27 protein-coding genes and 1 pseudogene are annotated in these 25,898 nt (G+C 70.0%); 17 read left to right on the top strand and 11 right to left on the bottom strand.

Going from position 1 to position 25,898, the window contains the following annotated elements; translation table 11 throughout:
• Positions 1 to 202 precede the first annotated feature (202 nt).
• The 4 genes from rpmG to ACZ6QQ_RS19655 all read left to right on the top strand — a co-directional run bounded on the left by rpmG (position 203) and on the right by ACZ6QQ_RS19655 (position 2,084).
• On the top strand, positions 203 to 334 hold the full coding sequence (gene rpmG / locus ACZ6QQ_RS19640; RefSeq protein WP_465877871.1) for a 50S ribosomal protein L33: 132 nt from the start codon (positions 203 to 205) through the stop codon (positions 332 to 334).
• The gene (gene rpsN / locus ACZ6QQ_RS19645; protein WP_465877872.1) at positions 334 to 639 is read left to right on the top strand and encodes a 30S ribosomal protein S14; all 306 of its coding nucleotides are present in this window, start codon (positions 334 to 336) and stop codon (positions 637 to 639) included. Before rpmG ends, rpsN begins: the two co-directional genes overlap by 1 nt.
• A gap of 210 nt (positions 640 to 849) precedes the next feature.
• The gene (locus ACZ6QQ_RS19650; RefSeq protein ID WP_465877982.1) at positions 850 to 1,251 is read left to right on the top strand and encodes a Fur family transcriptional regulator; all 402 of its coding nucleotides are present in this window, start codon (positions 850 to 852) and stop codon (positions 1,249 to 1,251) included.
• Positions 1,248 to 2,084, top strand: coding sequence for a TIGR02452 family protein (locus ACZ6QQ_RS19655; RefSeq protein WP_465877873.1), 837 nt, complete (start codon positions 1,248 to 1,250; stop codon positions 2,082 to 2,084). Before ACZ6QQ_RS19650 ends, ACZ6QQ_RS19655 begins: the two co-directional genes overlap by 4 nt.
• Here ACZ6QQ_RS19655 and ACZ6QQ_RS19660 read toward each other — a convergent pair.
• From ACZ6QQ_RS19660 to ACZ6QQ_RS19670, 3 genes are all read right to left on the bottom strand, one after another.
• Positions 2,044 to 2,898, bottom strand: a complete 855-nt coding sequence (locus ACZ6QQ_RS19660) for a helix-turn-helix domain-containing protein (protein WP_465877875.1) — start codon at positions 2,896 to 2,898, stop codon at positions 2,044 to 2,046. The genes ACZ6QQ_RS19655 and ACZ6QQ_RS19660 overlap by 41 nt on opposite strands.
• 636 nt (positions 2,899 to 3,534) lie before the next feature.
• Entirely contained in the window at positions 3,535 to 4,584 is a 1,050-nt protein-coding gene (locus ACZ6QQ_RS19665; RefSeq protein WP_465877876.1) for an SMP-30/gluconolactonase/LRE family protein, read from the bottom strand.
• A gap of 113 nt (positions 4,585 to 4,697) precedes the next feature.
• On the bottom strand, positions 4,698 to 5,162 hold the full coding sequence (locus ACZ6QQ_RS19670; RefSeq protein WP_465877877.1) for a MarR family winged helix-turn-helix transcriptional regulator: 465 nt from the start codon (positions 5,160 to 5,162) through the stop codon (positions 4,698 to 4,700).
• Between the two features lie 79 nt (positions 5,163 to 5,241).
• On the opposite strand from ACZ6QQ_RS19670, the gene ACZ6QQ_RS19675 reads away from it, so the two are divergent.
• The 3 genes from ACZ6QQ_RS19675 to ACZ6QQ_RS19685 all read left to right on the top strand — a co-directional run bounded on the left by ACZ6QQ_RS19675 (position 5,242) and on the right by ACZ6QQ_RS19685 (position 7,582).
• Positions 5,242 to 5,775, top strand: a complete 534-nt coding sequence (locus tag ACZ6QQ_RS19675; protein ID WP_465877878.1) for a hemerythrin domain-containing protein — start codon at positions 5,242 to 5,244, stop codon at positions 5,773 to 5,775.
• Positions 5,776 to 5,843: 68 nt separating this feature from the next.
• Positions 5,844 to 6,482, top strand: coding sequence for a hemerythrin domain-containing protein (locus ACZ6QQ_RS19680; RefSeq protein WP_465877879.1), 639 nt, complete (start codon positions 5,844 to 5,846; stop codon positions 6,480 to 6,482).
• Between the two features lie 209 nt (positions 6,483 to 6,691).
• Positions 6,692 to 7,582: a hypothetical protein gene (locus tag ACZ6QQ_RS19685; RefSeq protein WP_465877880.1), complete on the top strand. Its 891-nt coding sequence runs from the start codon at positions 6,692 to 6,694 to the stop codon at positions 7,580 to 7,582.
• 67 nt (positions 7,583 to 7,649) lie between these two features.
• Here ACZ6QQ_RS19685 and ACZ6QQ_RS19690 read toward each other — a convergent pair whose 3' ends face one another.
• From ACZ6QQ_RS19690 to ACZ6QQ_RS19700, 3 genes are read right to left on the bottom strand one after another with little or no spacing between them, the layout of a single operon-like run.
• Complete coding sequence (locus ACZ6QQ_RS19690) at positions 7,650 to 7,925, bottom strand: hypothetical protein (protein ID WP_465877881.1); 276 nt, start codon at positions 7,923 to 7,925, stop codon at positions 7,650 to 7,652.
• Positions 7,926 to 7,965: 40 nt separating this feature from the next.
• Entirely contained in the window at positions 7,966 to 8,193 is a 228-nt protein-coding gene (locus ACZ6QQ_RS19695) for a hypothetical protein (RefSeq protein WP_465877882.1), read from the bottom strand.
• A 49-nt stretch (positions 8,194 to 8,242) separates the two neighbouring features.
• A complete protein-coding gene (locus ACZ6QQ_RS19700) occupies positions 8,243 to 8,407 on the bottom strand; it encodes a hypothetical protein (RefSeq protein WP_465877883.1) in 165 nt (54 codons plus the stop codon).
• A gap of 68 nt (positions 8,408 to 8,475) precedes the next feature.
• On the opposite strand from ACZ6QQ_RS19700, the gene ACZ6QQ_RS19705 reads away from it, so the two are divergent.
• Together ACZ6QQ_RS19705 and ACZ6QQ_RS19710 are read left to right on the top strand one after the other, a co-directional pair.
• Positions 8,476 to 9,126, top strand: a complete 651-nt coding sequence (locus ACZ6QQ_RS19705) for a hypothetical protein (protein WP_465877884.1) — start codon at positions 8,476 to 8,478, stop codon at positions 9,124 to 9,126.
• A 230-nt stretch (positions 9,127 to 9,356) separates the two neighbouring features.
• Positions 9,357 to 9,725, top strand: coding sequence for a YciI family protein (locus ACZ6QQ_RS19710; RefSeq protein WP_465877885.1), 369 nt, complete (start codon positions 9,357 to 9,359; stop codon positions 9,723 to 9,725).
• A 114-nt stretch (positions 9,726 to 9,839) separates the two neighbouring features.
• Here ACZ6QQ_RS19710 and ACZ6QQ_RS19715 read toward each other — a convergent pair whose 3' ends face one another.
• Entirely contained in the window at positions 9,840 to 11,417 is a 1,578-nt protein-coding gene (locus ACZ6QQ_RS19715) for a GNAT family N-acetyltransferase (RefSeq protein ID WP_465877887.1), read from the bottom strand.
• Positions 11,418 to 11,683: 266 nt separating this feature from the next.
• On the opposite strand from ACZ6QQ_RS19715, the gene ACZ6QQ_RS19720 reads away from it, so the two are divergent.
• The gene (locus ACZ6QQ_RS19720) at positions 11,684 to 13,930 is read left to right on the top strand and encodes an MMPL family transporter (RefSeq protein ID WP_465877888.1); all 2,247 of its coding nucleotides are present in this window, start codon (positions 11,684 to 11,686) and stop codon (positions 13,928 to 13,930) included.
• 114 nt (positions 13,931 to 14,044) lie between these two features.
• On the opposite strand, the gene ACZ6QQ_RS19725 is transcribed toward ACZ6QQ_RS19720, so the two are convergent.
• Positions 14,045 to 14,920 (bottom strand): DedA family protein, encoded by an 876-nt coding sequence (locus ACZ6QQ_RS19725; protein ID WP_465877889.1) that lies wholly within the window; start codon positions 14,918 to 14,920, stop codon positions 14,045 to 14,047.
• A gap of 254 nt (positions 14,921 to 15,174) precedes the next feature.
• On the opposite strand from ACZ6QQ_RS19725, the gene ACZ6QQ_RS19730 reads away from it, so the two are divergent.
• From ACZ6QQ_RS19730 to ACZ6QQ_RS19740, 3 genes are read left to right on the top strand one after another with little or no spacing between them, the layout of a single operon-like run.
• Positions 15,175 to 15,696 carry a (2Fe-2S)-binding protein gene (locus ACZ6QQ_RS19730; RefSeq protein ID WP_465877983.1) on the top strand — a complete coding sequence of 174 codons (522 nt, stop codon included), beginning with the start codon at positions 15,175 to 15,177 and terminating at the stop codon, positions 15,694 to 15,696.
• Positions 15,683 to 16,705, top strand: coding sequence for an FAD binding domain-containing protein (locus tag ACZ6QQ_RS19735; protein ID WP_465877890.1), 1,023 nt, complete (start codon positions 15,683 to 15,685; stop codon positions 16,703 to 16,705). Before ACZ6QQ_RS19730 ends, ACZ6QQ_RS19735 begins: the two co-directional genes overlap by 14 nt.
• A gap of 22 nt (positions 16,706 to 16,727) precedes the next feature.
• Complete coding sequence (locus ACZ6QQ_RS19740) at positions 16,728 to 18,965, top strand: xanthine dehydrogenase family protein molybdopterin-binding subunit (RefSeq protein ID WP_465877891.1); 2,238 nt, start codon at positions 16,728 to 16,730, stop codon at positions 18,963 to 18,965.
• 21 nt (positions 18,966 to 18,986) lie between these two features.
• Here the strand turns inward: ACZ6QQ_RS19740 and ACZ6QQ_RS19745 are convergent, their stop codons facing one another.
• Positions 18,987 to 19,562 (bottom strand): MarR family winged helix-turn-helix transcriptional regulator, encoded by a 576-nt coding sequence (locus ACZ6QQ_RS19745; protein ID WP_465877892.1) that lies wholly within the window; start codon positions 19,560 to 19,562, stop codon positions 18,987 to 18,989.
• Positions 19,563 to 19,720: 158 nt separating this feature from the next.
• On the opposite strand from ACZ6QQ_RS19745, the gene ACZ6QQ_RS19750 reads away from it, so the two are divergent.
• Positions 19,721 to 20,380 (top strand): FMN-dependent NADH-azoreductase, encoded by a 660-nt coding sequence (locus ACZ6QQ_RS19750; protein ID WP_465877893.1) that lies wholly within the window; start codon positions 19,721 to 19,723, stop codon positions 20,378 to 20,380.
• Positions 20,381 to 20,498: 118 nt separating this feature from the next.
• Here ACZ6QQ_RS19750 and ACZ6QQ_RS19755 read toward each other — a convergent pair whose 3' ends face one another.
• Positions 20,499 to 21,698, bottom strand: coding sequence for a low temperature requirement protein A (locus ACZ6QQ_RS19755; RefSeq protein WP_465877894.1), 1,200 nt, complete (start codon positions 21,696 to 21,698; stop codon positions 20,499 to 20,501).
• Positions 21,699 to 21,919: 221 nt separating this feature from the next.
• Here ACZ6QQ_RS19755 and ACZ6QQ_RS19760 point away from each other — a divergent pair, with 221 nt between their 5' ends.
• Positions 21,920 to 22,507, top strand: coding sequence for a SigE family RNA polymerase sigma factor (locus ACZ6QQ_RS19760; RefSeq protein ID WP_465877895.1), 588 nt, complete (start codon positions 21,920 to 21,922; stop codon positions 22,505 to 22,507).
• Positions 22,437 to 23,573, top strand: a complete 1,137-nt coding sequence (locus tag ACZ6QQ_RS19765) for a hypothetical protein (RefSeq protein WP_465877896.1) — start codon at positions 22,437 to 22,439, stop codon at positions 23,571 to 23,573. The genes ACZ6QQ_RS19760 and ACZ6QQ_RS19765 overlap by 71 nt, the downstream gene beginning before the upstream one ends.
• Before the next feature lie 92 nt (positions 23,574 to 23,665).
• On the opposite strand, the gene ACZ6QQ_RS19770 is transcribed toward ACZ6QQ_RS19765, so the two are convergent.
• Positions 23,666 to 25,066, bottom strand: coding sequence for a glycosyl hydrolase family 18 protein (locus tag ACZ6QQ_RS19770; protein ID WP_465877897.1), 1,401 nt, complete (start codon positions 25,064 to 25,066; stop codon positions 23,666 to 23,668).
• Between the two features lie 268 nt (positions 25,067 to 25,334).
• On the opposite strand from ACZ6QQ_RS19770, the pseudogene ACZ6QQ_RS19775 reads away from it, so the two are divergent.
• Positions 25,335 to 25,760 (top strand): annotated as a pseudogene (locus ACZ6QQ_RS19775) (hypothetical protein); the annotation flags it as partial.
• Positions 25,761 to 25,898: the final 138 nt, after the last annotated feature.

Below are 25,898 nucleotides of genomic sequence, written 5' to 3' on the forward strand. Positions count from 1 at the left end.
CAGTCGTCCTCCACCAATCCACGCCGCTCCTTACCCGCTCCCCACCCCCGTACACCTCCCCGCTACTGAACCCGTTGATCATGAAGTTGGCGACCGTTCCCGGCGCCGGATCCTGTGCCAACTTCATGATCAACGGCATCGATCAACGGCATCGACCAACGGCATCGACCAACGGCGGTCAGCGGTTGTGGCGGGCGTATTTGTGAATAGCACCGCCGGCACCGGCTACACGTACGTCACCCGGCGCAACCGCCGCAACAACCCGGATCGCCTGGTCCTGCGCAGGTACGACCCGCTCGTCCGCCGGCACGTCGACTTCCGCGAGGAACGCTGATGGCACGGCGTGGCCTCGTCAACCGGCAGATCCGGCGGGCCGACCTGGTGACCCGCTACGCCGACCGGCGGGGCACACTGAAGCGGGCGATCAGCCACGCCGACACCGACCCGGACCAGCGGGCCGAGGCGGTACGGGGACTCAACCGGCTGCCCCACGACACCAGCCCGGTCCGGTTGCGTAGCCGCGACCAGGTCGACGGCCGTCCGCGCGGGGTGCTGTCCCGGTTCGGACTGTCCCGGGTCCGGTTCCGGGAGCTGGCCCTGCGCGGCGAACTGCCCGGCATCCGCAAGGCCTCCCGGTAACCCGACCGACCGAGCAAAGGAGAGGACATCGCCTTCAGCAACTATTTGCTGCTGGAGGCGCAGTCCGTGGTCAGGACACTCGATGCCGACCGTCGATCCGGTCGACAGGGTCCGGCGCGCTCGACGTGAATCACGCCACGGCGGGACCCGTACACTTGGCGGCGCTCGTACGCCGGAGTCGGGGGAAGGTGTCCACTCGTGATCAATTCCATGCCCGGGGCGACTCGTCACACCCGGCAGCGGGGCGAGGTCGTCGCCCTGCTCGGTGAGGTCACCGAGTTCCGCAGCGCCCAGCAACTCCACGCCGACCTGCGGCAACGTGGTGTCGGGGTTGGACTGACCACGGTCTACCGGACCCTGCAGACACTGGTCGACGCGGGCGAGATCGACGTCATGCGGCTGCCGAACGGGGAGCAGCTCTACCGCCGGTGCAGCCCGACCCATCACCACCACCTGGTGTGCCGGCACTGCGCCCGTACGGTCGAGGTGGCCGGACCGGCGGTCGAGACCTGGACCAAGCGGGTCGCCGACGAGCACGGCTTCACCGAGGTCGGGCACACGCTGGAGATCTTCGGCACCTGTGCCCAGTGCGCCGCCCAGCGACAGGGGTGAGCGGTCGACTCGCCGAGATCGCCCGGCAGACCGTCGAGATCGCCGAAGCCGGTTCCTACACCAACCCCGCCGGTGTCCGGATCGACATCGCCGAGGCCGTCACCGCCGCGGTCGCCGGCACCCGGCACTACCTGCCCGAGACCCCACTGCCCCCGCCCGCGCCATCGCTGGACCCGGTGGCGGGGCCGGTCGTGACGGTCACCCGTGAGTCGAGCCTGGTCGCCGCCGCCCGGCTCGGCCCGGACGTGGCCTGTCTGGTGTTCGCCTCGGCGAAGAATCCCGGCGGTGGTTTCCTCGGCGGCGCGAAGGCGCAGGAGGAGGACCTTGCCCGCGCGTCCGCGCTCTACCTGTGCCAGCGCACCGCGCCGGAGTTCTACGAGTTCCACCGGGGTCGGGGGGACCTGCGCTACAGCGACCGGGTGATCTACTCACCGGGGGTGCCGGTGTTCCGGGACGACCGGGGCAACCTGCTCGACCGGCCGTACCGGACGACGTTCCTGACCTCGGCCGCGCCCAACCTCGGCGCGATCCAACGCAACCAGCCGGCGTACGCCGCCGACGTGCCGGCGGTGCTGCGGCGACGGGCGGAGCGGGTGCTCCGGGTGGCGGCGGCGCACGGTCACCGCCGGTTGGTGCTCGGCGCCTGGGGCTGCGGGGTGTTCCGCAACGATCCCGGCACGGTGGCGGGCGCCTTCGTCGAGGCGCTGCGCGTGGTCGACCGGTTCGACGAGGTGGTCTTCGCGATCTACGACCGGCTGCCCGGCACCCCGGTCCACGCCGCGTTCGACGAGGTCATGCGGGGGTGGTCAGACCGGCCAGGGTTGCCTGGATGAGTTCGCGGGCGTCCTCGCCGTGCCGGGCCACCTCGTGCAGCCGGTCGAAGATCCGGCCGAACCGCTGGGCGTCGGCCGGGGTCTGCCAGGTCTGTTCCTCGGCCCAGGTCTCCACCGTGACGGTGTCGTCGAACATGACGAAGCCGTGCAGCGGGGCGAGCGGCAGCCGGGCCGTGGTGGGGATGACGCCGAGCTCGACGTTGCCCATGCCGGTCAGCGCGGTCAGCCGGTCGAGCTGCCCGCGCATCACGTCGACCGGGCAGAGCGACATCCGCAGTACGGACTCGGTCACCACGAACCGGAACTGCTTGCTGGAGTCGTAGAGCACCTGCTGGCGCTGGATCCGCAGCAGGAGCGCGTCCTCCAGGTCGTCACCGGGTGCCCCGTGGAACTCGACGTTCTCGGCGAGCCGGACGCGGGCGTAGTCGGTGGTCTGGAGCAGGCCGGGCACCACCCCGAGTTCGAAGTTGCGGACCAGGGTCGCCTCGGCCGCCAGCTCCATCATGGAACGTTGGGTGCCGGTCTGGGCCGCGTCGGCGGCACCGCGCCGCCAGGCGATGTGCTCCCCGCGCAGTTCCCGCAGCTGTCGCAGCAACTCGTCCAGCAGGGGCTCGTCGGCGCCGATCACCGCACCCCAGGCCCGCACGTCGTCCTCGGTGGGCAGTTGCCGGCCGGTCTCGATCCGGGAGACCTTCGACTGGACCCAGCCCAGCCGGCTCGCCAGACTCACCCCGGAGATGCCCTCGCGGGCGCGAAGCTCCCGGAGCCTGGCCCCCAGCGCCCCTCGGTCGCTGCCGGTCTGGTTGCTGGACATCACCCGCTCCTCAGCTGCGCTTCGGGTAGGCGTCACCGTACCGCTCACACACCGTCACAGGTGGTAGAGCCGCCGCGTTGACCGGCCGGTGTCGGGTCGCGCCGACCGGGTACGGCATCGGCCCGGTGGCGGATCCTGCGCTCCAGCTTAGGGCGATCGGCTCACCGGCGGGTCCCCGGCCGGCACGGGTACCCCTGGTCGGTGAGCCGATCTCCGGTGATTACAGCGACTTCGCGATCTCCGCCAGTACGTCGACCGGAACCTCGACCACTGTCTCGTGCGCGGGTACGTCGAGCTGCGCCAGGGCTTCGGGATCCGACACCCGCCATCCCTGGACGACGAAGGTGTCTCGGTCGGTGCGATATAGGGACGGGCAGTTGTTCACCTGAGACAACGCAGTCTTGCGAACGAAGGTGAGCTTCACGACTCCACCTCTCACTCTAGGTATGTCGCTTTTGGCCGGATGGCTGGCGACCTGCGTTGCATTATGCGTCTGCGCGATCCGTGGCTAACCCACTTTAGGGCGCGACACGGCATCAAAACTGCCTTAACTTTGGCTCAGGCGAACATATCCGACACGTACTTCTTTCATGCATGATCCATTCGTGCCGCACCATGCATGATTCGCGCATCGGATCAGTGATGATCGTTCGGCGCGGGCGCGGCACCAACGTGCATTTTGTAGATCCACACCGGATACTCGACCGCCTGCACGCCCCCGTTGAAGCCGGCGGTGCGGTTGATCTGGGGCACCGGGATCCACAGGTCGCCGGCATGATCGAGCCACATCGCGTCGGCCCAGACCAGGCGCGGATCGGCGACCACCGTCTCCACCTCGCGGTCCGGGCTGATCGCCAGCACCCGCCGCTGGTTGGTGTCGCTGAGGTAGATCACGCCGTTCGCGTCGATCGCCGTCCCGCCCGTGGTCGGCGTGTCCAGCCACTCCTCCACCTGGTCGGCCAGCTCGCCCGGCGTGACCGAGGGATCGTCCAACCACCGGGTGCCGATCCGGGACATCGGTCCGGACGCCGGCTGGTAGTACAGATGCCGGCCGTCGGGGGAGACCTCCAACTGGTCGGCGTGGACCAGCAGGTCGTCCCCCTCCGCGCTGCGGGCCTTGCGGTGGTCGGCGTAGAGCGGGCGCTGGTCGGTGGTGCTGGGATGGTCGTCCAACAGCCGGCGGAGCTGGCCGGTGCTCAGGTCCAGCACGATCAGTCCCGGCTCCCCGGCGTCGGTGACGTAGATCCGGTCACCGTTGAACCGCAGGTCGTCGAGGTAACTGCGGGGTCGGGTCGCCGGACTGAGGTCGTAGACGTCGCTGACGGTGTCGGTGGTCAGGTTCACCACGATGAGCCGGGCGGCGCCCGCAATCGTCGGCCGACCGACGCCGGGCGCGCCCGCGTCGATGATCCAGAGCCGCCCGTCCGGCCCGATCCGCAAGCCGTTGACCTGGACGAACGCGCCTTCCGGGTCGTGGTCGTCCCGGACGGCGTTCCAGGCGGCGTTCGGGTACGGCACGTGCTGGCCGTCGGGACCGAGCTCGGCCACCTGGATTCCGGGCCGGTCGGCGTTGGGGAAGCTGACGAAGACCCGCCCGTCGCCGCTGGTGGTCACACCGCTCCAGACCCGGTCGGAGCGGTACGTCGCCTCCAGGCGAGGGTCCTCCTCGGTCGGTAGCTCGATCATCGCGCCGGCTCCTCCCCGTACGACCGGAGCGCTCGGCGCGGCCCCGGTGCTCGTCGCTGGGGCGTACCCGCTGTGGGTCGGCGTACCCCTGGGGCGCGGGTGGGGTGGGCGGGTCAGTGCTCGCGGCAGGCGTCGTCGTCGACGGCGGTGTTGATCCGGATCAGCAGCGCGTGCAGGGTGGCGATCTCGTCGGCGTCGAGATCGGTGAGAAGTTCCCGCTCCACCGCCGCCATCACGGCGTCGACCCTGGTCAGGGCCGAGGTGCCGGCCTCGGTGAGCACGACGATGTGCCGGCGCCGGTCGGCCGGGTCGCGGCGCCGTTCGACCAGGTTGTCCCGTTCGAGGTCGTTGAGGATGGCGACCAGGGCGCTGGGATCGACACCGAGTGCCTCGACGAGCGCCTGCTGCCCGATCGGGCCGTTCTCGGCGAGGTGCATCAGGGTGATGCCGGCGCGGGTGCTCAGGCCGGTAGCCTCCAGCGCCTGGCGCATCCGGGCGTTGCTGATCCCGCCGTGCCGCGCCAGCAGCAGGCCGATGCGGTCCACCGCCCGCCGGGACCGGGTCTGCTCGACCGTCATGCGGTTATGTTAGCAGAGGCAAAATGATTTACCACACCTAATTATTGGTACGCATCAACGATCTGGTACGGTCGGGCCCATGAGTCGCGCACACGCTCCCCGGTCGGGCGCTTCCCGACCGGCGCCGGGGGAGCACCTGGTCGCCGAGCTGAAGTGGATCCACGGCGTGCTGCGCCGTGACCTCAACCAGCTCCGCAAGCTCGCCGACCAGGTCGGCCGGGGCGCGTCACCGGACCGGGTCCGCTCGACCGTGCGCGCGTTGCAGACCCGTGGCCCGCTCTGGCAGCTCCGCACCAACTGCCTGACCTGGTGCCGCCTGGTCCACTCGCACCACGGCAACGAGGACGTCCGACTCTTTCCGGCCGTGCGCCGGTCCAATCCGGCGCTCGCCCCGGCGGTCAAGCGGCTGGAGGCCGACCACCGCCGGATCTCCGACCGCCTCGACCAGGTCGAGGCGCTGGCCGACCTGCTCGGCGGCGACGACCGGCCGGAGACCAGGAAACGCCTGATCGCCGCCTTGCGTGAGGTCGGTGACGACCTGCTGGCCCACCTCGACTTCGAGGAGAAGACCATCGGTCCGACACTGCGACAGTGGCGGAACTGGCCCCGCTGACCGTGTTCGCGAGCCGATTCACACCGCAGAGACGCGAGCTGATTCACACCTCAGAGACAGGAAGACCCGTGACCGACACCGACCACTGGGTGACCAGCCGTACCGGACTCACGCCCACGCCGCCGCCCCGGACCCGGCACAGCAGCACCGAGGTCTGGGACGAGAGCACCCGGCCGAGCGTGTCCGAGCCCGCCGAGGAGGTGCGGTTCGACGGCCGTGGACTCTCCGCCGGCAAGCACCTGATCGAGGTGCACGACCACTACCGGGAGGAGCTTGTCCGGGTACGCGACATCCTCGACCAGGTACGCGCCAACGCCCTGGACGTCGGAGCCGCTCGGGGCGAACTGAATACGATGACACTGCGGTCGAACAACTGGACCCTGGGCTCCTTCTGCCAGTCGTACTGCGTGTCGCTGACCCAGCACCACACGATGGAGAGCGGCAGCATTTTCCCGTACCTGAAGGCATCGGACCGGAACCTGGCCGCGGTGATCGACCGGCTCGACCAGGAGCACCAGGTCATTCACGAGGTGCTCGAAGGGGTGGACCGCGCCCTGGTCGACCTGGTGACCCATCCGGACGACCTTTCCGGCATCCAGGAAGCGGTCGACGTCCTCACCGATGCCCTGCTGTCGCACCTCGCCTATGAGGAGCGTGAGCTGATCGGTCCGCTCTCCCGCTTCGGCTTCTTCGGCGGCCAACTCTGAAACACATACTTTGCGGCATCTTCGGACGTGTCAGGAAAGGCTGCCCTCGGCAAAGAAAATCAGTCACGCGACACTGGAACTGACCCGCTACCCTCTAGGTCCGGGCTTCCCGCTACAGGGAAACCCCACCGGAACCTCGTCCTGAGTGCGTACAGAGATTGGCCACGATTCAGCCGTCATCTGTTTGGAACGAGAGGAGCGGCCAAGACATGTCCCAGAGATTCCTCGGTATGGTGTTCGCCGGGACTATTCTGCTCGTTGCGGGTCACGGAGTCGCCCAGGCATCCACCCCACCCGACGCGGATGTCGTTCAACGGATCGGTCCGGGCGCCAACCAATGCGGGGGGAACACGAACACCACCCTCTGGGCTCGGAACAACATCGCGTCCGGTGACGTCAACGGCGGCGACGGTGGCAGCCTGACGGTCACGTTGACCGACCCGGACCGCGCCCCCGTTCGCCTGCATCTACAGGCCGGCGACGGCGGCGACGGCGGCGCGAGTGGCGCTGGACAAGGCGCCGACCAGGCAGAGGATCTGGGAGAGTACGCGGGTCAGACGAACCCGCAGAACAGTAACAACCAGATTCAGAACAGCACCGATGACGAAGACTCGGAGGCTGACCCGGGAGACACCGAGCAGGACGTGGAGCCCTCCGACGATCCTTCGGAAACCCTTCGGCCGGGGGCCGCTCCCGAAGCGAGTGCCGATACCGCTGTCGACGCCCCCAACAGCGGCAACGTGGCGGCTACGTCGACCGACCCCGACGGCGCCCCCGTCCAAGTGCATCTCAAAGCCGGCAATGGTGGCAACGGCGGCGAGAACGGTGAGGGACAGGGCGCCGACCAGGCGGAGGATCTGGGTGAGTACGCGGGTCAGACAAACCCGCTGAACAGCAACAACCAGATTCAGAACAGCACCGGTCGAGAAAACGCGGCGGAGCCCTCCGCCGCTCGGCCGGACGCAATTCCGTCAGGAACTGCATGCAACGGGACCAGCGGGAGTACCGACACCTCCGTCGACGCCGTCAACGGCATCTCTTCCGGAAGCGCCAACGGCGGCAATGGCGGCGACATCTACGTCATTATCAACGCGAGCTAGCTTTCTCGACGTGAGGACGGGTGCGGTCGAGGTTGACCGCACCCGTCGGCCGCTTGTCGGGTCGTCGTCAGATCGCGCGGAGTCGGCGGCGGGTCGGAGGATCCTTTATCCAGCCAATGAACCGGTCCTCGACCTGTTTGGCGGTTAGTTCCGGCAATGCGGGTGCCGCCTTGTCCCGAAAGTGGCGCATGAAGGCGGCCAACCGATGGGGATCATTGGGATAGAGCACCCACATCCGGCGCCGGAAGATCGCGCACGGCCACTCCAGGCCATCGTCGCGGCAGAGCCAGTCGTCTCCGGGTCGATGCGGTGCACTCAGGTCGTCGTCGTCCTCGTCCGTCACCAGCAAGCTCCTTCCGTCGTGCTCCGTGGTCCGCTCCCCATCAGGTACGGCGCACGGGTACCCAGCCGATGAAGCGCTCGTAGAGGACGCGCGAGTCGGGCGGCCTGCCCAACTCGGGGTCGATGGCGTTGAGGTCGCCCAGCGCCTCGACGAACTGGCCGGCGAGGTACAGGGTCAGACTCAGCGTCCGGTCGCGGAAACCGTCGACCAGGTCAAGCCGTGCCTGCGCGCAGGGCCAGGGCTGGGCGTCGAGGCGACAGATCCACAATGGACGCAAGGGTAGATGCGGCGCGGGAGCGATGATCGACCGGGCCACCTCACACCCCGCAGGAGGATTCCGAGACGGCGGCCGACGCGTACGCCGGTAGTGCCCGCACCCAGACGACCAGGACGCACTCCGGGCCGTCGACCCCGTTCGGCGCGAGTGGGACGCCGACCAGCGAGATCCAGCCACCCTCGATGTCCGGGGCCACGATCGACACGATGTGTCGATGCTCTCGGGGTCCGGGCGATCGGAGGGCTGGTTCGACGGGGCGAACGGGGACACCGAGTGCATGTCATCGAGGAGTCGCGGCGGAATCGGCCGCGTCGGGTCCGTACGGCGTTGGCCGCCCTCGCGGCGTCCGCGATCGTCGCCGTCAGCGCGGCCCTGTGGGAGTACGGCCGGCGGATGGGTGCCGCCGCCCCCGATGTCGAGTTCGTCGTGCTGGTCAGCGCCGGTCTGCACTTCGCCGGCACCCGCTGGCTGCGCACCCGGAAACGGCGGGCGGATTTGCGCTGGCAGGCGGCACTGGTCCTGCCTGACGGCGTACATCCGGGTCTGCTCGGCCGGTGGTCGTGGGGCGCGGTCGCCATCAACGCGGTCGGGACCACCGGTTTCGCCTGGAGTGGGCTGTTTCTCTCCGGCGCGCGGGTGGGCGCGGACAGTACCTGGTTCGGTGTGATCGGGTCGACCATCACCGGTGCGGCGGCCATCGCGCTCGCCATGGGCGCCTTCGAGCGGCTGCGCCGGTCCGGGCACGTCGCCATCACGGCGCAGGGCGTCGCGGTCGGCGGTGACGTCATCGGTTGGGAGCGGATCGAGACGGTCTACCGCGCCCGGAAGGGCGTTCACCTGCGCCGGAAAACACCGAAAACCGACGGTACGTCCAGCTCGGCGCCCCGGACTGTGCCGTCTCCGACGACCGTCTCGCCGAGGTGATCGAGTTCTACCTCGCCAACCCGCACCGCCGGTCCGCCCTCGACACCGGGCCCGACCAGTTCGCCCTGCCGGCCCGTCAGGCGCTGGAAACCGGCCGGTAGCGGCCGCCGAAAATTTCTTCGGTGGAAAATGTCGAGACGGGGTGCCGTCGTACGACGGGGTTGTGACGGCTGGTCACGACGTCCGGGGCGGCCCGGACCACAGCCCGATACGACAACATGGGAGCGGTAATGCGGTTTTTGATGATGCACCGGCTCGACGAGCGCGCCCCGGAGGCGTGGAACCCCAGCCAGGAGTTCATCGGCAAAATGGGGGCGTTCATCCAGGATGCGGTCGAGAAGGGCATTCTGATCACGGCCGAAGGCGTCCACCCGTCCGAGCGGGGTGCCCTGGTCCGTAAGTCGCGGGGTGCGGGCACCGCCGTGACCGACGGGCCGTTTGTCGACGCCAAGGAGGTCATCGGCGGCTTCGCGCTGCTGAACTTCAAGGACCGGGCCGAGGCCGTCGAGTTCGCCCAGCGGTACGCCGACCTGTTCGACGAGGTCGAGGTCGAGGTGCGCGAGATCTTCGAGTTCGACGCCGAGCAGGCTCCGGCCTGATCCGACGCCCGGCTCCGGCCGGTGGTCGATTCGGGGCCGGTCCGCCCGTCACGACGAGCGGACCGGCCCGGCGGCCGTTTTTCGGGCCCAGCAGCCCGCCGGGCCTGGTGGTGGTCAGACTGAACGGCTCAGGGCGGTGGCGTCCGGCCAGGTCATCCGGAACTTGCGCGGAGCGCCGTTGAGCCGGGCCGGCTCTCCGCCCGGTGCCTCCGCCAGCGCGGTCTCCGCGTGCGTCGCCCCGCGTGCGCGGTAGAACCGCTGCGCGTCGGTGTTCTGCTCCAACACCCACAGATACATGTTGTTGCCGGTCGCCCGCTCGGCGACGGCTCGGGCGGCGTGACCGAGCAGCCGGCTACCGACGCCCGCCCGGTGCCGGTCGCCGACGACGTGCAGGTTGTCGACCAGGCTGCCCCACACCGGGTCGTGGTCGAAGATGACGTGGACGAAGCCGGCCAACCGGCCGTCCTGCTCGGCGACGACGGTCTCGCTGTTGGTCGCCGCAGCGAGCCGGGCCGACCACACCGCGCGGCGTTCGGTCGTGACGTCGCCGTCGAGGTACGCGTCGGCGTACGCGCCCCGGTAGTGGCGGCGCCAACTCTCGGCGTGCAGGACCGCGATCTGCTCGGCGTCGTCGGGTCCGCCGAGGCGGAAACGTACCGAACCGGTGCGGGTGCTTCGCCCGCGAGCGGCGTACTCGGGTAGGCGGCGGGCGACCTCGTCCGGGGAGGGCATGGCGGCGATCTCCTCGGCGATGGCACGGGCCGCGTCGCGGGGACCGGTCCGCCCGTACTGCGGCAGCAGCTTCCTGACCTGCTCGGCGACGGCGTCCGCACTCACCTCGTCGGGGAGCAGGCGCAGTCCGGCGCCGGCCCCGCTGACCGCGTCGGCGTTGGCGAACTGGTCGGCCCCCTGGGGCAGGAACAACTGCGGGACGCCGACGCTGAGCGCGCCGAGGGTGGTGCCGCTGCCGCCGTGGTGGACCACCGCGTCGACGTACGGCAGCAGTTCCGCCTGCGGCACCCACGCCCGTACGGCAACGTTCTCCGGTACGTCGCCGAGCTGCTCCGGGCGCAGTCGGCCGGTCGCGACCACCACGCGCGCGTCGAGCCCGGCCAGTGCCTCGATCGCCGTGGTGAGCAGTTCCGGGGTTCCGAACGCGGTGCCGAGCGTCAGGTACACCAGTGGCTTCGAATCGTGCCGGCCGCTCCAGGTCGGCAGTACGCCCGGCGCGGAGTAGGGCACGGGACGCAGGACGATCCGGTCCTCGCTGGTGAGGAAGTCCTTGTCCTGGAGGGAGGGTGGGCAGATGTCGAGGTGTGGCCGTCCGGGAGCCTCGGTGTTCCGGGTGGGCAGCTCGAAGCCGATCCCTTCGGGAATCATCCGCCCGAATCCGTGCCAGATGCCGGGGATTCCGGCGCGGGCCGCGGCAACGGCGGCTCCCGGCACACCCCATTCGTGTACGACGAGATCGGGCCGCAACCGTGCCAGTTCGGGTTCCAGGTCCTCGGCGTACATCTCGTAGAACGAGTCCGCCGGACGGAACGGCCGCAGCCCGTTGGCGATCAGCGGTCCGTGCACGTCCTCACCGGCGGCGAAGTGCACCTCGTGGCCGGCGTTGCGGGCGGCGATCGCCAGCGGGATCAGCGGATAGGTGTGCCCGACCGAGGCGAGGCTGGCGAACAGTACGCGCATGCCGACGAATCTACGTCCGATGTCCCCCGCAGGGCGGTCCGGAAGGCGCGACCTTCGGGCGACCACTCCCGACAGCTGAACCTCGACAGCTGGATGACGGTCGGACCACGCTGCCCGACATCGTTGGTGGAGACACCCGGCGCGTACGGGTCCGGGTGAACCCGTACGGGTCGGGTCTGCCCTACCCCGGCGGCCCGGACAGCCCTACCGGCAACCGGGGTGTGAGCTGGATCGATCCGGAACCGCCCGGCTCATAGCGTCGAGGCATGACCACGACGACCGTTCTTCCGCCGCCGTCACCCCGGCCGGACCCGTACGCCCGACCGCGCCACCAGCGGCCCGGCAACCTCGCCGCCCGGATCGCCGGCTGGAGTGCCCGGCACCGGACCACCGCCATCGTCGGCTGGCTGCTGTTCGTGGTCGTGGCGACCGCGCTCAGTGCCGGCATCGGCACCGTGCAGGCCGCCGACAGCTCCTACGGCCACGGCGAGTCGGGTCGGGCCACCGAACTCATCGCCGACGCCGGTTTCCCCGACCGGGCCGGCGAGATGGTGCTCATCCACAGCGACGACCAGCTCGCCGACGCGCCCGCCTTCACGAGCGCCGTCGCCGCCACGGTCGCCGCGGTCGAGGGTACCGGCCGGGTGGAGAACGTCACCGCCGCCGCGATCTCGGCCGACCGGCACTCCGCCCTGGTCACGTTCGACCTGTCCGGGCCGGCCGACACCGCCGTCGACCGGGTCGACGCCGTACGCGACGCCGTCGCGGGGGTGCAACGGGAGCATCCGGACCTGCTGGTGGCCCAGACCGGGGACGCCAGCCTGGACCAGTCGATCAACGAGATCCTGGCCGGCGACATGCACCGGCTGTCGCTGCTGTCGATCCCGGTCACGCTCGGGATCCTGATCGTGGCGTTCGGCGCGCTGCTGGCCGCCGTACTCCCGATGGGCCTGGCCCTGACCGCGTTCCTGGCCTCCCTCGGCCTGCTCGCCGCCGCCAGCCGGCTGGTGCCGGCGGTCGACACCACGATGCACCTGATGCTGCTGATGGGGCTCGCCGTCGGCGTCGACTACTGCCTGTTCTACCTGCGCCGGGAACGGGAGGAGCGGGCTCGGGGCGCCGACCCGGAACGGGCCCTGGCGATCGCGGCGGCCACCTCCGGCCGGGCCGTGCTGATCTCCGCGCTGACCGTCATCATCGCCACCTCGGGCATGTTCCTCACCCGCGACACCGTCTTCGCCAGCCTCGCCACCGGCACCATCCTGGTGGTCGCGATCGCCGCCCTCGGCTCGCTCACCGTGCTGCCGGCCGTGCTGTCCAAGCTCGGCGACCGGATCGACCTCGGCCGGGTGCCGGGGCTCTACCGGCGCGAGGCGAACAGTCGGGGCTGGGCCCGGTTCCTCAACCTCGTGCTGCGCCGGCCCGGCTTCTCCGCGATCGTGGCAGGCGTCGCGCTGCTCGCCCTCGCCCTGCCGGCACTGGGCATGCGCACCGCCGAGGAGGACATCACCGCGCTCAAGACCTCCGCCCCCGCGCTGGACACCTACCTGCGGGTCGGGGCCGCCTTCCCCGGCGGCGGCGACCCGGCCGTACTCGCCGTCCACGCCGACGATGTCACCACCCCGGCACTGACCGCCGCCATCGACCGGTTCAAGACCGAGGCGCTGGCCAGCGGGGCACTGCACGAGCCGGTGACAGTCGAGGTCAACCCCAACCGGACGCTCGCCGTGGTCAGCGCCGGACTTTCCGGCACCGGCATCGACACCACCTCCGAGCAGGCCGTACGGACCCTGCGCGAGGACGTCATCCCGCGTACGGTCGAGGGCGTCGACGGGGCCGAGGCGCTGCTCACCGGACGGGCCGCCGACTCGGTCGACTACAACCGCGCGATGGGTCGCAGCGCCCCGCTGGTGTTCGGCTTCGTGCTCGGCCTGGCCTTCCTGCTGCTGCTCGTCTCGTTCCGGTCACTGGTGGTGGCACTGACCGCGATCGTGCTCAACCTGCTCTCCGTCGCCGCCGCGTACGGGCTGCTGGTGTTGGTCTTCCAGCACGGCTGGGGGGAGAGCGTGCTCAACTTCGAATCAGCCGGCGCGGTCACCAACTGGGTGCCGCTGTTCCTCTTCGTGATCCTGTTCGGGCTCTCGATGGACTACCACGTCTTCGTGCTCAGCCGGATCCGCGAGGGCCACGACCGGGGCTGGCCGACCAAACTCGCCGTCTCCCGGGGCATCCGGGGCACCGCCGGCACCATCACCAGCGCCGCCCTGGTCATGGTCGCGGTGTTCGGGCTGTTCACCACCGGCTCGCTGGTCTCGATGAAGGAACTCGGCTTCGGCCTGGCCATCGCCGTCCTGATCGACGCCACCATCGTCCGGGCCGTACTGCTGCCGTCGGTGATGGTCCTGCTCCGCGAACGGAACTGGTACCTGCCGCGCTGGCTGTCCTGGCTGCCCACCCTCTCCCACGGCGAAGCCCACGACGACGGTGTCGTGCGGCAGCCGGTCGGCGTCTGAACGGGACGCAACGGGGGCGGACGCCGTACGGGGCCGGGGGGCTCGTACGGCGTCCGTTGCCGTCCACAGTGGTCCCCGATGCCGGCTATCGTGATCGATTCACCACTGGTCGATTCACCACTGATCGGTTGGCCGGCGCGGGGTGCCGTAGAGGGTGCCCCGGGAGGCGCGGGCCTGCGCCACCGGATCGGGCTGCCCCTGGTGACCGGGGTAACCGTCCGGTGTTGGATAACCGGCATACGCGTCCGGTGCCGGGTAACCGGCGTAGGCGTCCGGCGTCGGCCGGTCCTGCGGCGTCTCCGGCTCATCCTCGGGCGAGAGTCGGGCCCGGCGGGCCCGGAGCAGCCGGGTGGTGACGAACCAGCCCACCGCGACGACGCAGACGACGATCACGACGTTCTGGAGGATGCCGACGTAGCCCTCCACCACGTGCCAGTTCTCGCCGAGCAGGTAACCGGCCATCACGAAGACCGTGTTCCAGATCAGGCTGCCCAGCGCGGTGTAGAGCAGGAACGTGGTGACCCGCATCCGTTCCACCCCGGCCGGGATGGAGATGAGGCTGCGGAAGACCGGAATCATCCGACCGAAGAAAACCGCCTGCACGCCGTGCCGGAGGAACCACGCCTCGGTCCGGTCCACGTCGGCGAGCTTCACCAACGGCAGTTTCGCGGCGATCGCGCGTACCCGGTCGCGGCCGAGCAGCGCACCCACGTAGTAGAGGGCGAGCGCGCCGACCACCGAACCGATGGTGGTCCAGATGATCGCGCTGGCCAGGCTCAGGTCGCCCTGGCTGGCGGTGAATCCGGCCAGCGGCAGGATCACCTCGCTCGGGATCGGCGGAAACAGGTTCTCCAGGGCCACCGCGAGGCCGGCCCCCGGACCACCGAGTTTCTCCATCAGGCCGGTGACGAAGCCGACGATCCCGCCCGAGTCGGGCGATGGCTCGGCGGCGAGCAACGAGCTGGTGTTCCACTCCCAGGTTCCATTCACCCGGAAAACGGTACGGGTCCATCCTGAGCGTCACCATGAGGCGGGCCTCCGTTGGTGAACCGGTAACCCGCAGCCCTCGACTGCGGTGAACCACACCCCCGAGTGCCCCGCCAGCATTGAGGTTTTTGTCGGATAGAGGCGGAATTCTGGATACCCTCGCCTGGACCGGGAAGCGGGGGTGGTGCGGGATGAAGTCGTACGTCGGGGCGGTGGGCACCGCCGACACGGCGGTCGTACGCGGCCCGGGAGAAGTGATGATCACACTCTCGGTCAACGGCGTGCCGCGTACGTTCCCGATCGAACCCCGGGTGAGCCTGCTCGACGCGCTGCGCGACCGGCTCGACCTGACCGGCACCAAGAAGGGCTGCAACCAGGGTGCCTGCGGTGCCTGCACGGTCTGGGTGGACAAACGGCGGGTGCTGGCCTGCCTCACCCTGGCGATCACCTGCGAGATGCGGGAGATCACCACGATCGAGGGGCTCGCCGGCAACGGCGAACCGCATCCCATGCAGACCGCGTTCATCGAGCGGGACGCCTTCCAGTGCGGCTACTGCACCCCCGGACAGATCATGTCGGCGGTCGCCTTCCTCGCCGAGGGGCACCCGTCGGACGACTCGCAGATCGCCGAATGGATGAGCGGCAACCTGTGCCGCTGCGCGGCGTACCCGAACATCCGAGCGGCGATCCGCCAGGTACGCGACGCCGCCTTCGACGGCGGCAGCGGCAGCCGGAGCGGGAGCGCGGGCAGTGGCGGGGGGAACGATGCGGCCGGTTAGCTACTCGCGGGTCGCGGACGTGGCCACCGCGGTCGGCGCGGTCAGCAGCGACCCCGACAGCACCTTCCTGGCCGGTGGCACCACCCAGGTCGACCTGCTGCGGATCTACGTCGAACAGCCCGCCCGACTGGTCGACATCAACGACCTGCCGCTGCGCCAGATCGAGTCGATCGACGGCGGCGGCGGGCTGCGGATCGGCGCCACCGCCCGGATGAGCGACGTGGCCCAGGCCCAGCTGGTCCGGCAGCAGTTCCCGGTGATCTCCCGGGCTCTGTTCCTCGGCGCCTCCCCGCAACTGCGCAACATGGCCTCCATCGGCGGCAACCTGATGCAACGGGTCCGCTGCGGCTACTTCCGCGACCTCGCCGCCGGCTGCAACAAGCGGGCCCCCCGCAGCGGCTGTGCCGCACTGCACGGCGTCAACCGGGGCCACGCGATTCTCGGCACCAGCGAACTCTGCATCGCCACCCACCCGTCCGACCTGGCCGTCGCCCTGGTCGCGCTGGACGCGGTGGTGCACACCGAGGGTCCGTCCGGCCGGCGGTCGATCGCCATCGACGACTTCTTCCTGCTCCCCGGCGACACCCCGGAACGGGAACATCCGCTCGAACACGGCGAGCTGATCGTGTCGGTCGAGGTACCGGCCACACCCGCCGCCGCCAGGTCGCACTACCTCAAGGTCCGCGACCGGGAGTCGTACGAGTTCGCACTCGTCTCGGTCGCCGTCGCGATCCACCTGCACGGCGGGATGATCAGCGAGATCCGGCTGGCCCTCGGCGGTGTCGCCACCAAACCGTGGCGGGCCCGCCAGGCGGAACGGATGCTGATCGGGGGCCGCCCGACGACGGAGAACTTCATCGCCGCCGCGCGGGAGGAGTTGCAACCGGCGGTCCCGCACGGCATGAACGAGTTCAAGATCGAGCTGGCCCGGCGGTCGATCGTGCGCGCGTTGCAGGCGATCACCGACGACAACTGGCAGACCGCGACGGCCATCGGGGGTACGACATGAGCCCGGCCACCGGAGGCACGACATGAGCCCGGCCGTCGGTCTCGCGCTCGACCGGGTCGACGGACGGGCGAAGGTCAGCGGGGCGGCCCGGTACACCGCCGAACTGGTGTTCCCCGGACTGGTGCACGCCGTCCTGGTCGGTGCCCGGATCGCCAGTGGCCGGGTGATCGCGATCGACACCGGCCGGACGGACCGGACCGAGGGCGTGGTCGCCGTACTGAGCCACCTCAACCTGCCGAAGATCCCCGGCCGGCCGAGGCTGCTGCCGTCGCTGGTCGGGCTCGCCGCACCGGGGGAGAGCTTCTTCCCGATGCAGGACGAGATGGTGTACTACGCCGGGCAGCCGGTCGCGATCGTCGTCGCCGACAGCGTCGAGCGGGCCGAACACGCGGCCAACCAGCTCCGGATCGACTACGCGGAACTGCCCGCCCACACCGTGCTCGACGAGGTACGCGACCAGGCGTACGAGCCGCAGCGGATCTTCGGCGGCATGCTGCCCGGCCGGAGCCAGCGCGGCGATGTCGAGGCGGGGCTCGGTCAGGCGAAGCACCGGCTCGACCTGACGTACACGTTCGCGCCCAATCATCACAACCCGATCGAGCCGTCGGCGACCACCGCGATCTGGGACGACGTCGACCGGCTCACCCTCTACGACAGCACCCAGGGGCCGACCGCCACCCAGATGACCGTCTCCACCCTGCTCGGCCTGGCCCCCGGTCAGATCAGGGTGGTCAGCGAGTACGTCGGCGGCAGCTTCGGCTCCAAGGCGATGATCTGGCCGCACGTCACCCTGGCCGCGCTCGCCGCCCGCCAGGTGAACCGGCCGGTCCGGCTCGCCCTGAACCGGGAGCAGATGTTCCACTCCTGCGGCCACCGGGAGGAACAGGAGCAGCGGATCACCATCGGTGCCCGTTCCGACGGCCGGCTCACCGCGCTGCGCCACCACAAGCTCTCGCTCACCTCGCCGTTCGACGACTGGGCCGAGCCGTCACTCCAGTCGCCCGGGGTGTTCTACGACTGCGCGAACTACGAGGGGGTCTACCGGTTGGCGCGCGGCAACACCATCACCCCCACGTTCATGCGCGCCCCCGGCGAGGCGTCCGGCATGTTCGCCCTCGAATGCGCGATGGACGAGTTGGCGCTGGAGGTCGACGTCGACCCGGTCGAGCTGCGGCTGCGCAACTTCGCCGAGACCGACCCGAGCACCGGTAACCAGTGGTCGAGCAACGGCCTGCGGGAGTGTTACCGGCGGGCCGCCGACCTGTTCGGCTGGGCCGGTCGGGACCCGGCACCGGGCCGCCGCCGGGAGGGGAACTGGCTGATCGGGACCGGGATGGCCGGGGCGGCGTACCCGCACGCGGTGCCACCGAACCAGCAACGCGCCCGCGCCCGGCTCTACGCCGACGGCAGCGCGGTGATCGAGGCGGGCGTGTCGGAGTTCGGCACCGGGGTCACCACCGCGATGCGGCAGGTCGCCGCCGACGGTCTCGGCCTGCCGGTCGGACGGGTGCGGTTCGTCGGCGGCAGCAGCGACCTGCCGAACATCACCGCCGCCGTCGGGTCCGCCGGCACCGGTGCGGTCAGCGCCGCCGTGCACCTCGCCGCCACCGAACTGCGCCGGCAACTCGTCGCGCGGGCCGTCGCCGACCCGCGTTCGCCGTTGCACGGGGCGCACCCCGAGACGGTCACCGTCGCCGACGGCCGGATGCGGCTCTACGACCAGGCCGGGGTCGGCGAGACGTACGCCGAGATGCTGGTTCGCGGCATGACGCCGGACGTCGAGGCGCTCGGTGTGTGGACCCCGCCACCGCTGACCACGCCGTACGGCATGCACACGTTCGGTGCGCAGTTCGCCGAGGTCGCCGTCGACGCGGACCTGGGCCTGATCCGGGTACGCCGGATGGTGGGGGTCTTCGCGCCGGGCCGGGTGCTCAACCGCAAGACGGCGCACAGCCAGTTGATGGGCGGCATGCTGTGGGGGATGAGCCAGGCGCTGCTGGAGGCCACGTGGATGGACCCGCGCACCGGACGGTGGGCGAACCCGAGTTTCAACGACTATCTGATCCCGGTGAACGCGGACGCGCCCGACGTGGTGGTGGAGACGATCGAGGGCGTCGACCGGGTGGTGAACCCGCTCGGGGTGAAGGGGGTCGGGGAGATCGGTCTCGTCGGGGCCGCCGCCGCGATCGCGAACGCCGTACACCACGCGACCGGGCGCCGGGTCCGCAAACTACCGATCAGCCTCGAAGACCTGCTCTGACCGTCGTACGTCCGTCGACCGTCAGGTGCGGCTCGGCCGGCGGCGGGGGCGCGGACCCCGGTCCTCGGTGAGGTCCTCGACCACCTGGCAGGCGTTGTTCACCGGGTCGAGGCGGTCGGCGTGCATCGCCACCCGTTGCAGCAGTTCCTTGAAGGCCGCCTGGTCGTTGCCGAGCACCGACAGGATGTCCGCCTCGGTCTGGGCGAAGGCGTTGTGCCGGTCCCGCCAGAGGGCCTGTCCGGCCTCGGTGGCGACCACCCGGCGACTGCGCCGGTCGGTCGGATCGGGCTGGCGGGTGACGAGCCCGGCGGCTTCCAGGTCGTCGATCAGGTACGTCAGCACCGTCCGGTCGATGCCCAGTTGCGCGGCCATGGCGCCCTGGTTCACGGCGAGGTTCTGTATCGCCGAGTTGATCACCTGGTAGCCCCGTGGACCGCCGGGTACGTCGGCGACGATCTCCTCCACCGCCCGCAGGTATCGCCGCAGGATCACGCCGAGCGACCAGCCGAAGTCGTCCTTGAGCAACGCGGCGGCCGTCTGCTCACCGCGGTCGACGGATCCGGGGACGGCTGGCGCGGTAGCTGCTTCCTGAGACACGGGGACCAGTGTACTCACCGTGCAGATAATCTGTAACAAAGATGTTCTGCGTAACAACTCTGCTGTCACTCAGATGATGTAAATCACAGCTATGGGGTCTCGGAGATGTTCTGTGCTTAATTTAATCGTCAACACAGACGATTTTACAGGAGGTAGCAGTGACCCTGTTCCGACTCGACTCGAGCATCCTCGGCGAGCGGTCCACCAGCCGCGCGGTCGCCGACACGGCCGAGAAGGCGTGGTCCCGTACCCACCCGACCGGTCGGATCATCCGGCGCGACCTCGCCGCCGCACCGATCCCGGTGCAGGACTGGACCGCGGCGGTCTCGGCCGGGTTCGTCCCCGCCGACCAGCGCACCGAGGAGCAGACCCGGGCCACCGCGTTCGCCACGTCCCTGGTGGACGAACTGCTTGCCGCCGACGCGTACCTGCTGGCCGTCCCGCTCTACAACTACGGCGTCTCCCAGCACGTGAAGGCCTGGATCGACCTGCTGCTGACCGAACCACGGGTGCTCGGCGGGTCGGAACCGCTGCTGGCCGGACGTCCGGCCGCACTCGTCACCAGCCGGGGCGGCGGCTACGGCCCCGGCACCCCGCGCGAGGGCTGGGACCACGCCACCCCGTACTACCGGCGGATCTTCGGCGACCTGCTCGGGCTGGACCTGCACGTCAGCGAGGTCGAACTGACCCTGGCCGAGGTCAACCCGGCGATGTCGGCCCTGCGCGACCAGGCCCGCCAGCAACTCGCCGACGGCCACTCCTCCGCCGACAAACACGGCGAACTCCTAGCCCAACACGCCCTCTCCCAAACCCACTAACGCCCCCACCCCCCTCACCCCCCCAAGATCGCGCAATTGTAGAGAAAGAGTGGCTTCCCGCGCGGGAATAGCCACTCTTTCTCTACAAGAGTGGGCGGTTCTGCGGAGGAGGGAGCGGTCAGGTGGGTGGGGTGGGGGTTTCGGGGGTGGAGCGGCGTCGGGAGCGGAGGGCGTCGGCGACCGCGACCGCCAGCAGTACCGCCGCCGCGGCGGCGCTGACCGTCAGCGGTGGTACGTGCACGAGCACCGGTACCAGCAGTCCCAGCACCACCAGCCCGCCGATCCGGGACCGGGAGACCCGCGCGAACACCTGGTACTCGAACTGGGCCCGGCCGGCGAGGAAGAGCGCGGGGCCGCCGAGGATGGTGTAGAGCCAGACCGGGGTGGTGTGCCCGAGCGGATGGGCGATGGAGAGTTCGTAGCCGACCGCGGTGAGCACGATGCCGGCGATCATGAACAGGTGGGAGAAGGACATTGCCCGGCCGAACCGGGCCGGTTGGCGGGCGGTGGTGATCGCCATCGGCAGCAGGTGTCCGGCCTGGTGGAAGTAGACCCGCCAGAGCAGCACCGTGGTCAGGAACGCCAGCAGGAAGGCGGCGGTCCGGTCGCCGGCGAAGCTGGAGCCGCTGAAGGTCAGGCCGATGACCAGGATCGACTCACCCAGGGTGACCAGTAGGAACTGCTGGTAACGCTCGGCCAGGTGCTCACCGGCGATCGGCAGCTCGGTGGTGGGCGCCCGGCCGAGCTTCGGGATGGGCCAGCCGGTGACCGCGCCGCCGTAGTCGAGCAGGATGGCGATGGTCCAGAGCACGCCGCGTACGGCCTCGTCGTCGACCACCCCGCCGAGCAGCCAGGGCACCGCGCTGAGCCCGAGCCAGACGAACACCCGGGCGGGGACGTCCCGGTCGCGTCGATGGGCGAGGAAGAGGAAGAGCGTACGGCCGATCTGGACCGCCATGTACGCCGTGGCGAAGACGATCGCCCGTTCGCCGAAGCCCTTCGGCACCGCGACCGCCATCACCATCGCGCCGAACATGCTGCTGACCACCACGAACTGGATCGCCGGCTGGTCCGGGTCGAGCCGGCTGGTGACCAGTGCGGTGAACGTCCAGATCAGCCAGAGCGCCAGGAAGAGCAGCAGGGTCTGCCCGGCCTCGGAGAGCAGGATCCGCCGCTCGGAGTTGAAGTCGGTGATCAACCGCTGCGAGATCCGGGTCAGCGCGAAGACGAAGACCAGGTCGAAGAAGAGTTCGAGGAAGGTCGCCCGTTGTGAACTCTCCGCGCTGCGGAGGACCCCGGCTTCGTCGGCACCGGTCACCGTGCGGCCAGGCCGAAGACGTGCACGGCGCCCCCTCACCGATCGGCGATCCCCAGATCCCAACGAGCCAGCACCCGTACGGACGCTGGGTCGTCGGTCCGACCCGGTGACGGCTTTGGTAAGAGGTCGGCGGTCTGTTAACGGGGAGAGATTCCTGCCCGGTCGGTGCAACCCCCACGGGGGCGGCGACCGTCTTCGGGCGACGAAAGGAGCCGGTACGGGTGAAAGAACAGGACGAGGAGGACTTTCGGCAGTTCGTCGCCACGCGGATGGACTCGTTGCGCGGGGTCGCGTACCTCACCTGCGGTGACTGGCACCGGGCCGAGGACGCGGTGTCGAACGCGCTGACCAAGCTCTACACGCGCTGGGGGCGGGTCAGTTCGCCGCATGGCTACGCGTACCGGATGGTCATCCGGGCCGCGATCGACGAGGTGCGGCGGCCCTGGCGACGGGAACGCTCCGCCGGCCACACCCCGGTGGAGCGGTCCGAGTCCGACCGGTCCGACGTGGTCGCCGAGCGACTCCGGATCCAGGCCGCGCTGCGCCGGGTGCCACCGGGTCAGCGCGCGGTGCTGGTGCTGCGGTTCTTCGAGCAGCTCAGCGTCGAGGAGGTGGCCGAGGTGATCGGTCGCAGCCCGGGGACGGTCAAGAGCCAGACCGCGCGGGGCCTGGCCACCCTGCGCTCGGTTCTGTCCACACAGGACGCCCAGTTCATTGTCGAGGAGGGAGACGGAACCAATGACAAACGATCTGAACCGGTTGTTGACCACCGCTCAGTCGGATCAGCCGCCCGCGCCGTACACCGTTGACGACATCGTCGCGGCCGGGCGTCGGCGACGCAGCCGGCGGGTGTTCGGGCAGTGGACCGGCGCGACCGGCGGCCTCGCCGTCGTCGCGGTGGCCGTGGCCCTGGTCGCCCAGGGTGCGGTCCCGCTGCCGGGAGGGGCGCCGGCCACGACGACCGGTGCCGGGCTCGCGGCGGCGGGGACGGCCGCGACCGCCGGCCCGACCCCGCTGACGTACGCCTTCGCCGGCTACCGGGTCGGCGACTTCCGGGTCACCGACCCGTCGATGGCCACCCCCGGATACCAGAGCGCCATGATCTACCAGGACAACGTCTTCGTCGGCGACGGGCCGCCGATCGCCGACCACCTCGGCACGCTGACCGTCTTCGGTACGGGCGTCTTCCGGCCGGACCGGTTCACGGCCGGCACGCCGCTCACCGTCGGCGGGCGCCCCGGATTCCAGGCGGAACTGCCCCGTCAGGTCCAGCTCGGGGTGGCCACGGGACCGGACAGCCGCGAGGTGGTCACCAGGACGATCCAGGCCCCCGCCGTCGCCTGGCAGTACGCCGACAACGCGTGGGCGGTGATCGAGGCGCACGGGACCGGTCAGCGCAGCCTGCCGTTCACGGCGATCCAGCAGCTCGCGGACGCGTTCCGGGCCACCGCACCGAAGCCGGTCACGATGCCGTACGAGATCACGTACGTGCCGGCGGGCTGGCGGGTGGTGGCGGCGGGCAGCCACAACCTGGTCCCCGGCGACGAGGCGATCTCACGGGTGGTGCTGGTCCGCACCGACACGTCGTTCGACTCGCTGACCGCACCGCTGAACTTCGAGGACGGTACGACGCCGACCGTGCAGATCATGGTCGCGCCCGTCGGCACGGAGGGCCCGTACCCGCACCCGGTGACGCCGGCGTGCCCGGAGGGGCAGTTCTTCTGCGACCTGCCGATCGGTGACAGCGGCTACTACGTCGAGGTGCACGACCAGTCGAGCACCCTGTCCGGCGTCGACATCCGGAAGATCGCCGACGGGCTCGTCTTCGCCACCGTCGACCAGCCGAACACCTGGCACGCCGCCGTGACCGGCTGATCGGTCAACTCGACGGGTAAGTCGAAGGGCCCCCGGTCGACGCGGTGAGCGCCGGCCGGGGGCCCTTCGAGCGGGGCCTTCCTTCAATCAGGTCAGGGGAGCTGCCAGATCTGGTTGCTCGTGTTGTAGCAGTCCCAGATCTGGAGCCGGGCACCGTCGGCGGTGCTCTTGTCCGTGACGTCGAGGCACTTGTTCGACGCCGGGTTGCGTACGGTGCCGTTGGACTGGCCCTGCCAGACCTGGGCGCCGCTGCCGTTGCAGTCCCAGAGCTGGATCTTGGCGCCGTTGGTGGTCGAGGCGCTGGTCACGTCCATGCACTTGCCCAGGCCCCGGATGGTGCCGTCGGTGCCGACCGTCCAGCGCTGCGCGGTGCTGCCGTTGCAGGTGTAGAGCTGGATCGGGGTGCCGTTGGCGGTGCTGGCCGCCGCGATGTCGACGCACTTGCCGGCGAGGCCGGTGATCTGGCCGGTCCGGCCGGACGGCGGCGGGGTGGTGCCACCCATCACCGTGTCGTAGATCGCGCTGACCAGCGATGTCGAGGTGTTCGTGTCCTGCGACAGCTCCCAGTTCATCATGCCGCCGGCGTTGGCCAGGGCCCACTGGGTCTTGCGCTTCACCGTCGGGATGCCGTTGTAACACTGCTGGGCGCCGTTGGCGGTGGTGCAGTCCCGGTTGGCGTTCGCCGGGTCGAGCGCCACCAGCTGGTTGTACGTCAGGTAGCCGGGGCGGCTGTAGAACGGCACGCCGAGCACCGTCTTGCTCGCCGGCAGGCCCCGGTTCTTCCAGCCCTGGGCGTTGCTGATCGACCAGTCGTAGTTGGCGTGCGGTTCGCCGCCGTCGTACAACATGATGTTGAGGAAGTCGACGTAGCCGAAGACCGCCGGCTGGACGCCGTTGGCGGTGCCGCCACCGGAGACAACGGCCGCCGTGAGCAGCTTGCCGCGACTGTGCATCGCCGTGCTGAGCTGCTGCATCAGCAGGGTGTAGTTGTTGGCCGAGGTGCCCGGGTCCGGGTACTCCCAGTCGATGTCGACGCCGTCGAGGTTGTACTGGTTGACGAAGTTGACCATGTTGTTGACGAACGTCGTACGGGTGCCGGAGTTGGCCGCCAGCGCCTCGAAGGCGGAGTCGTTGCCGTCGTTCCAGCCGCCGACCGCGATCAGCACCTTGACGTTGTTGGCGTGCCCGAGCGAGACCAGCTGCTGGAGCTTGCCCGGCTGGTCGACCGCCTGGAGGCTGCCGTTGGCGTTCGGCAGCACGAACGAGTAGTTGATGTGGGTCAGCTTGCTGTACTGGATGTTCGCCACGTTGCCGGCCCACGACGGCATGTAGCCGACGCTCTTGAACCCGTTGGGCAGTACGGCGGCGGATGCCGGGGTGGCCGGAGCCAGCGCGGTGATCGAGCCGGTCAGGGCCGTCACCAGGGCCAGCGCGCCGGTGAGGAGTCGGGACCTGCCGGTCCGTCTGGCGGGGGCGAACGGAGTCTCGGACATGTTTGACCTTTCGCGGCGTACACGCCATCGGCCCCACGGCGGGTGGGGCGGGTGCTCTTGAGCGCTCGGCCGACCAGGGCCCGGGGCCGGGTCGAGGCGGGGGATTGGGGGTAGTGCGTGGTGCTTCGCCTCAGGTGGCTGAAAGTTTAGGAAACTTAACTATTAAAAGTCAATGGATGTGAATTCGTTGCTGCGGCCCGCCGCGTGGGACTTCCTCGATCGTTGTCCGGGTGTACCGTCCGAAGTGGCGGCTTCCTGGGGGTAGAGGCTTTCCGCGCAGGCGGAGAACTTTCGTGGCTACCTGGAGCGCCAGCGCGGGAATGCTCGCGGCATCGCGCGGCACTTCCTCACCGCTTACCACACTCCTGGGGCGACCGCGTTGCAACGGGTTGGCGACGCGGTGCAGGCCGCGCACGGGTACGCGCTGCTGGGAGACCGGGCCGCCGCCGGGCGCCTGCTCGGAGAGGCGAGCGATCTCACTGATGCCGCCGGGGCCGAGAGGCCGCCCGCCGCGGCGTACTGGCTGACGCCGACGTTCTCCCGGATGGGCATCGGGCTGGCGTACCTGGCGCTCGGCAACACGGCTGCTGCGGTGGACAACCTCCGTGCGGGGCTGGACGGCCTGCCGGACGACCAGCGCGACGCCGAGTGGACGACGGAGTACCGGCGGGCGCTGGTCGACGCGGGGGGCTGATCCGTTCGGTGCTCCAGCGAAAAGCCGGGTGGGGGGGGGGGGGGGGGGGGGGGGACAACCCACCGGGGAGGGGAGGGAGGAGGGGGGGGGGGGGGGAGGGGTGCTGGGTTTGTTGGGGGGGGGTTTTTGGTTGGTTCC

Source organism: Micromonospora sp. NPDC049529, assembly GCF_055586685.1.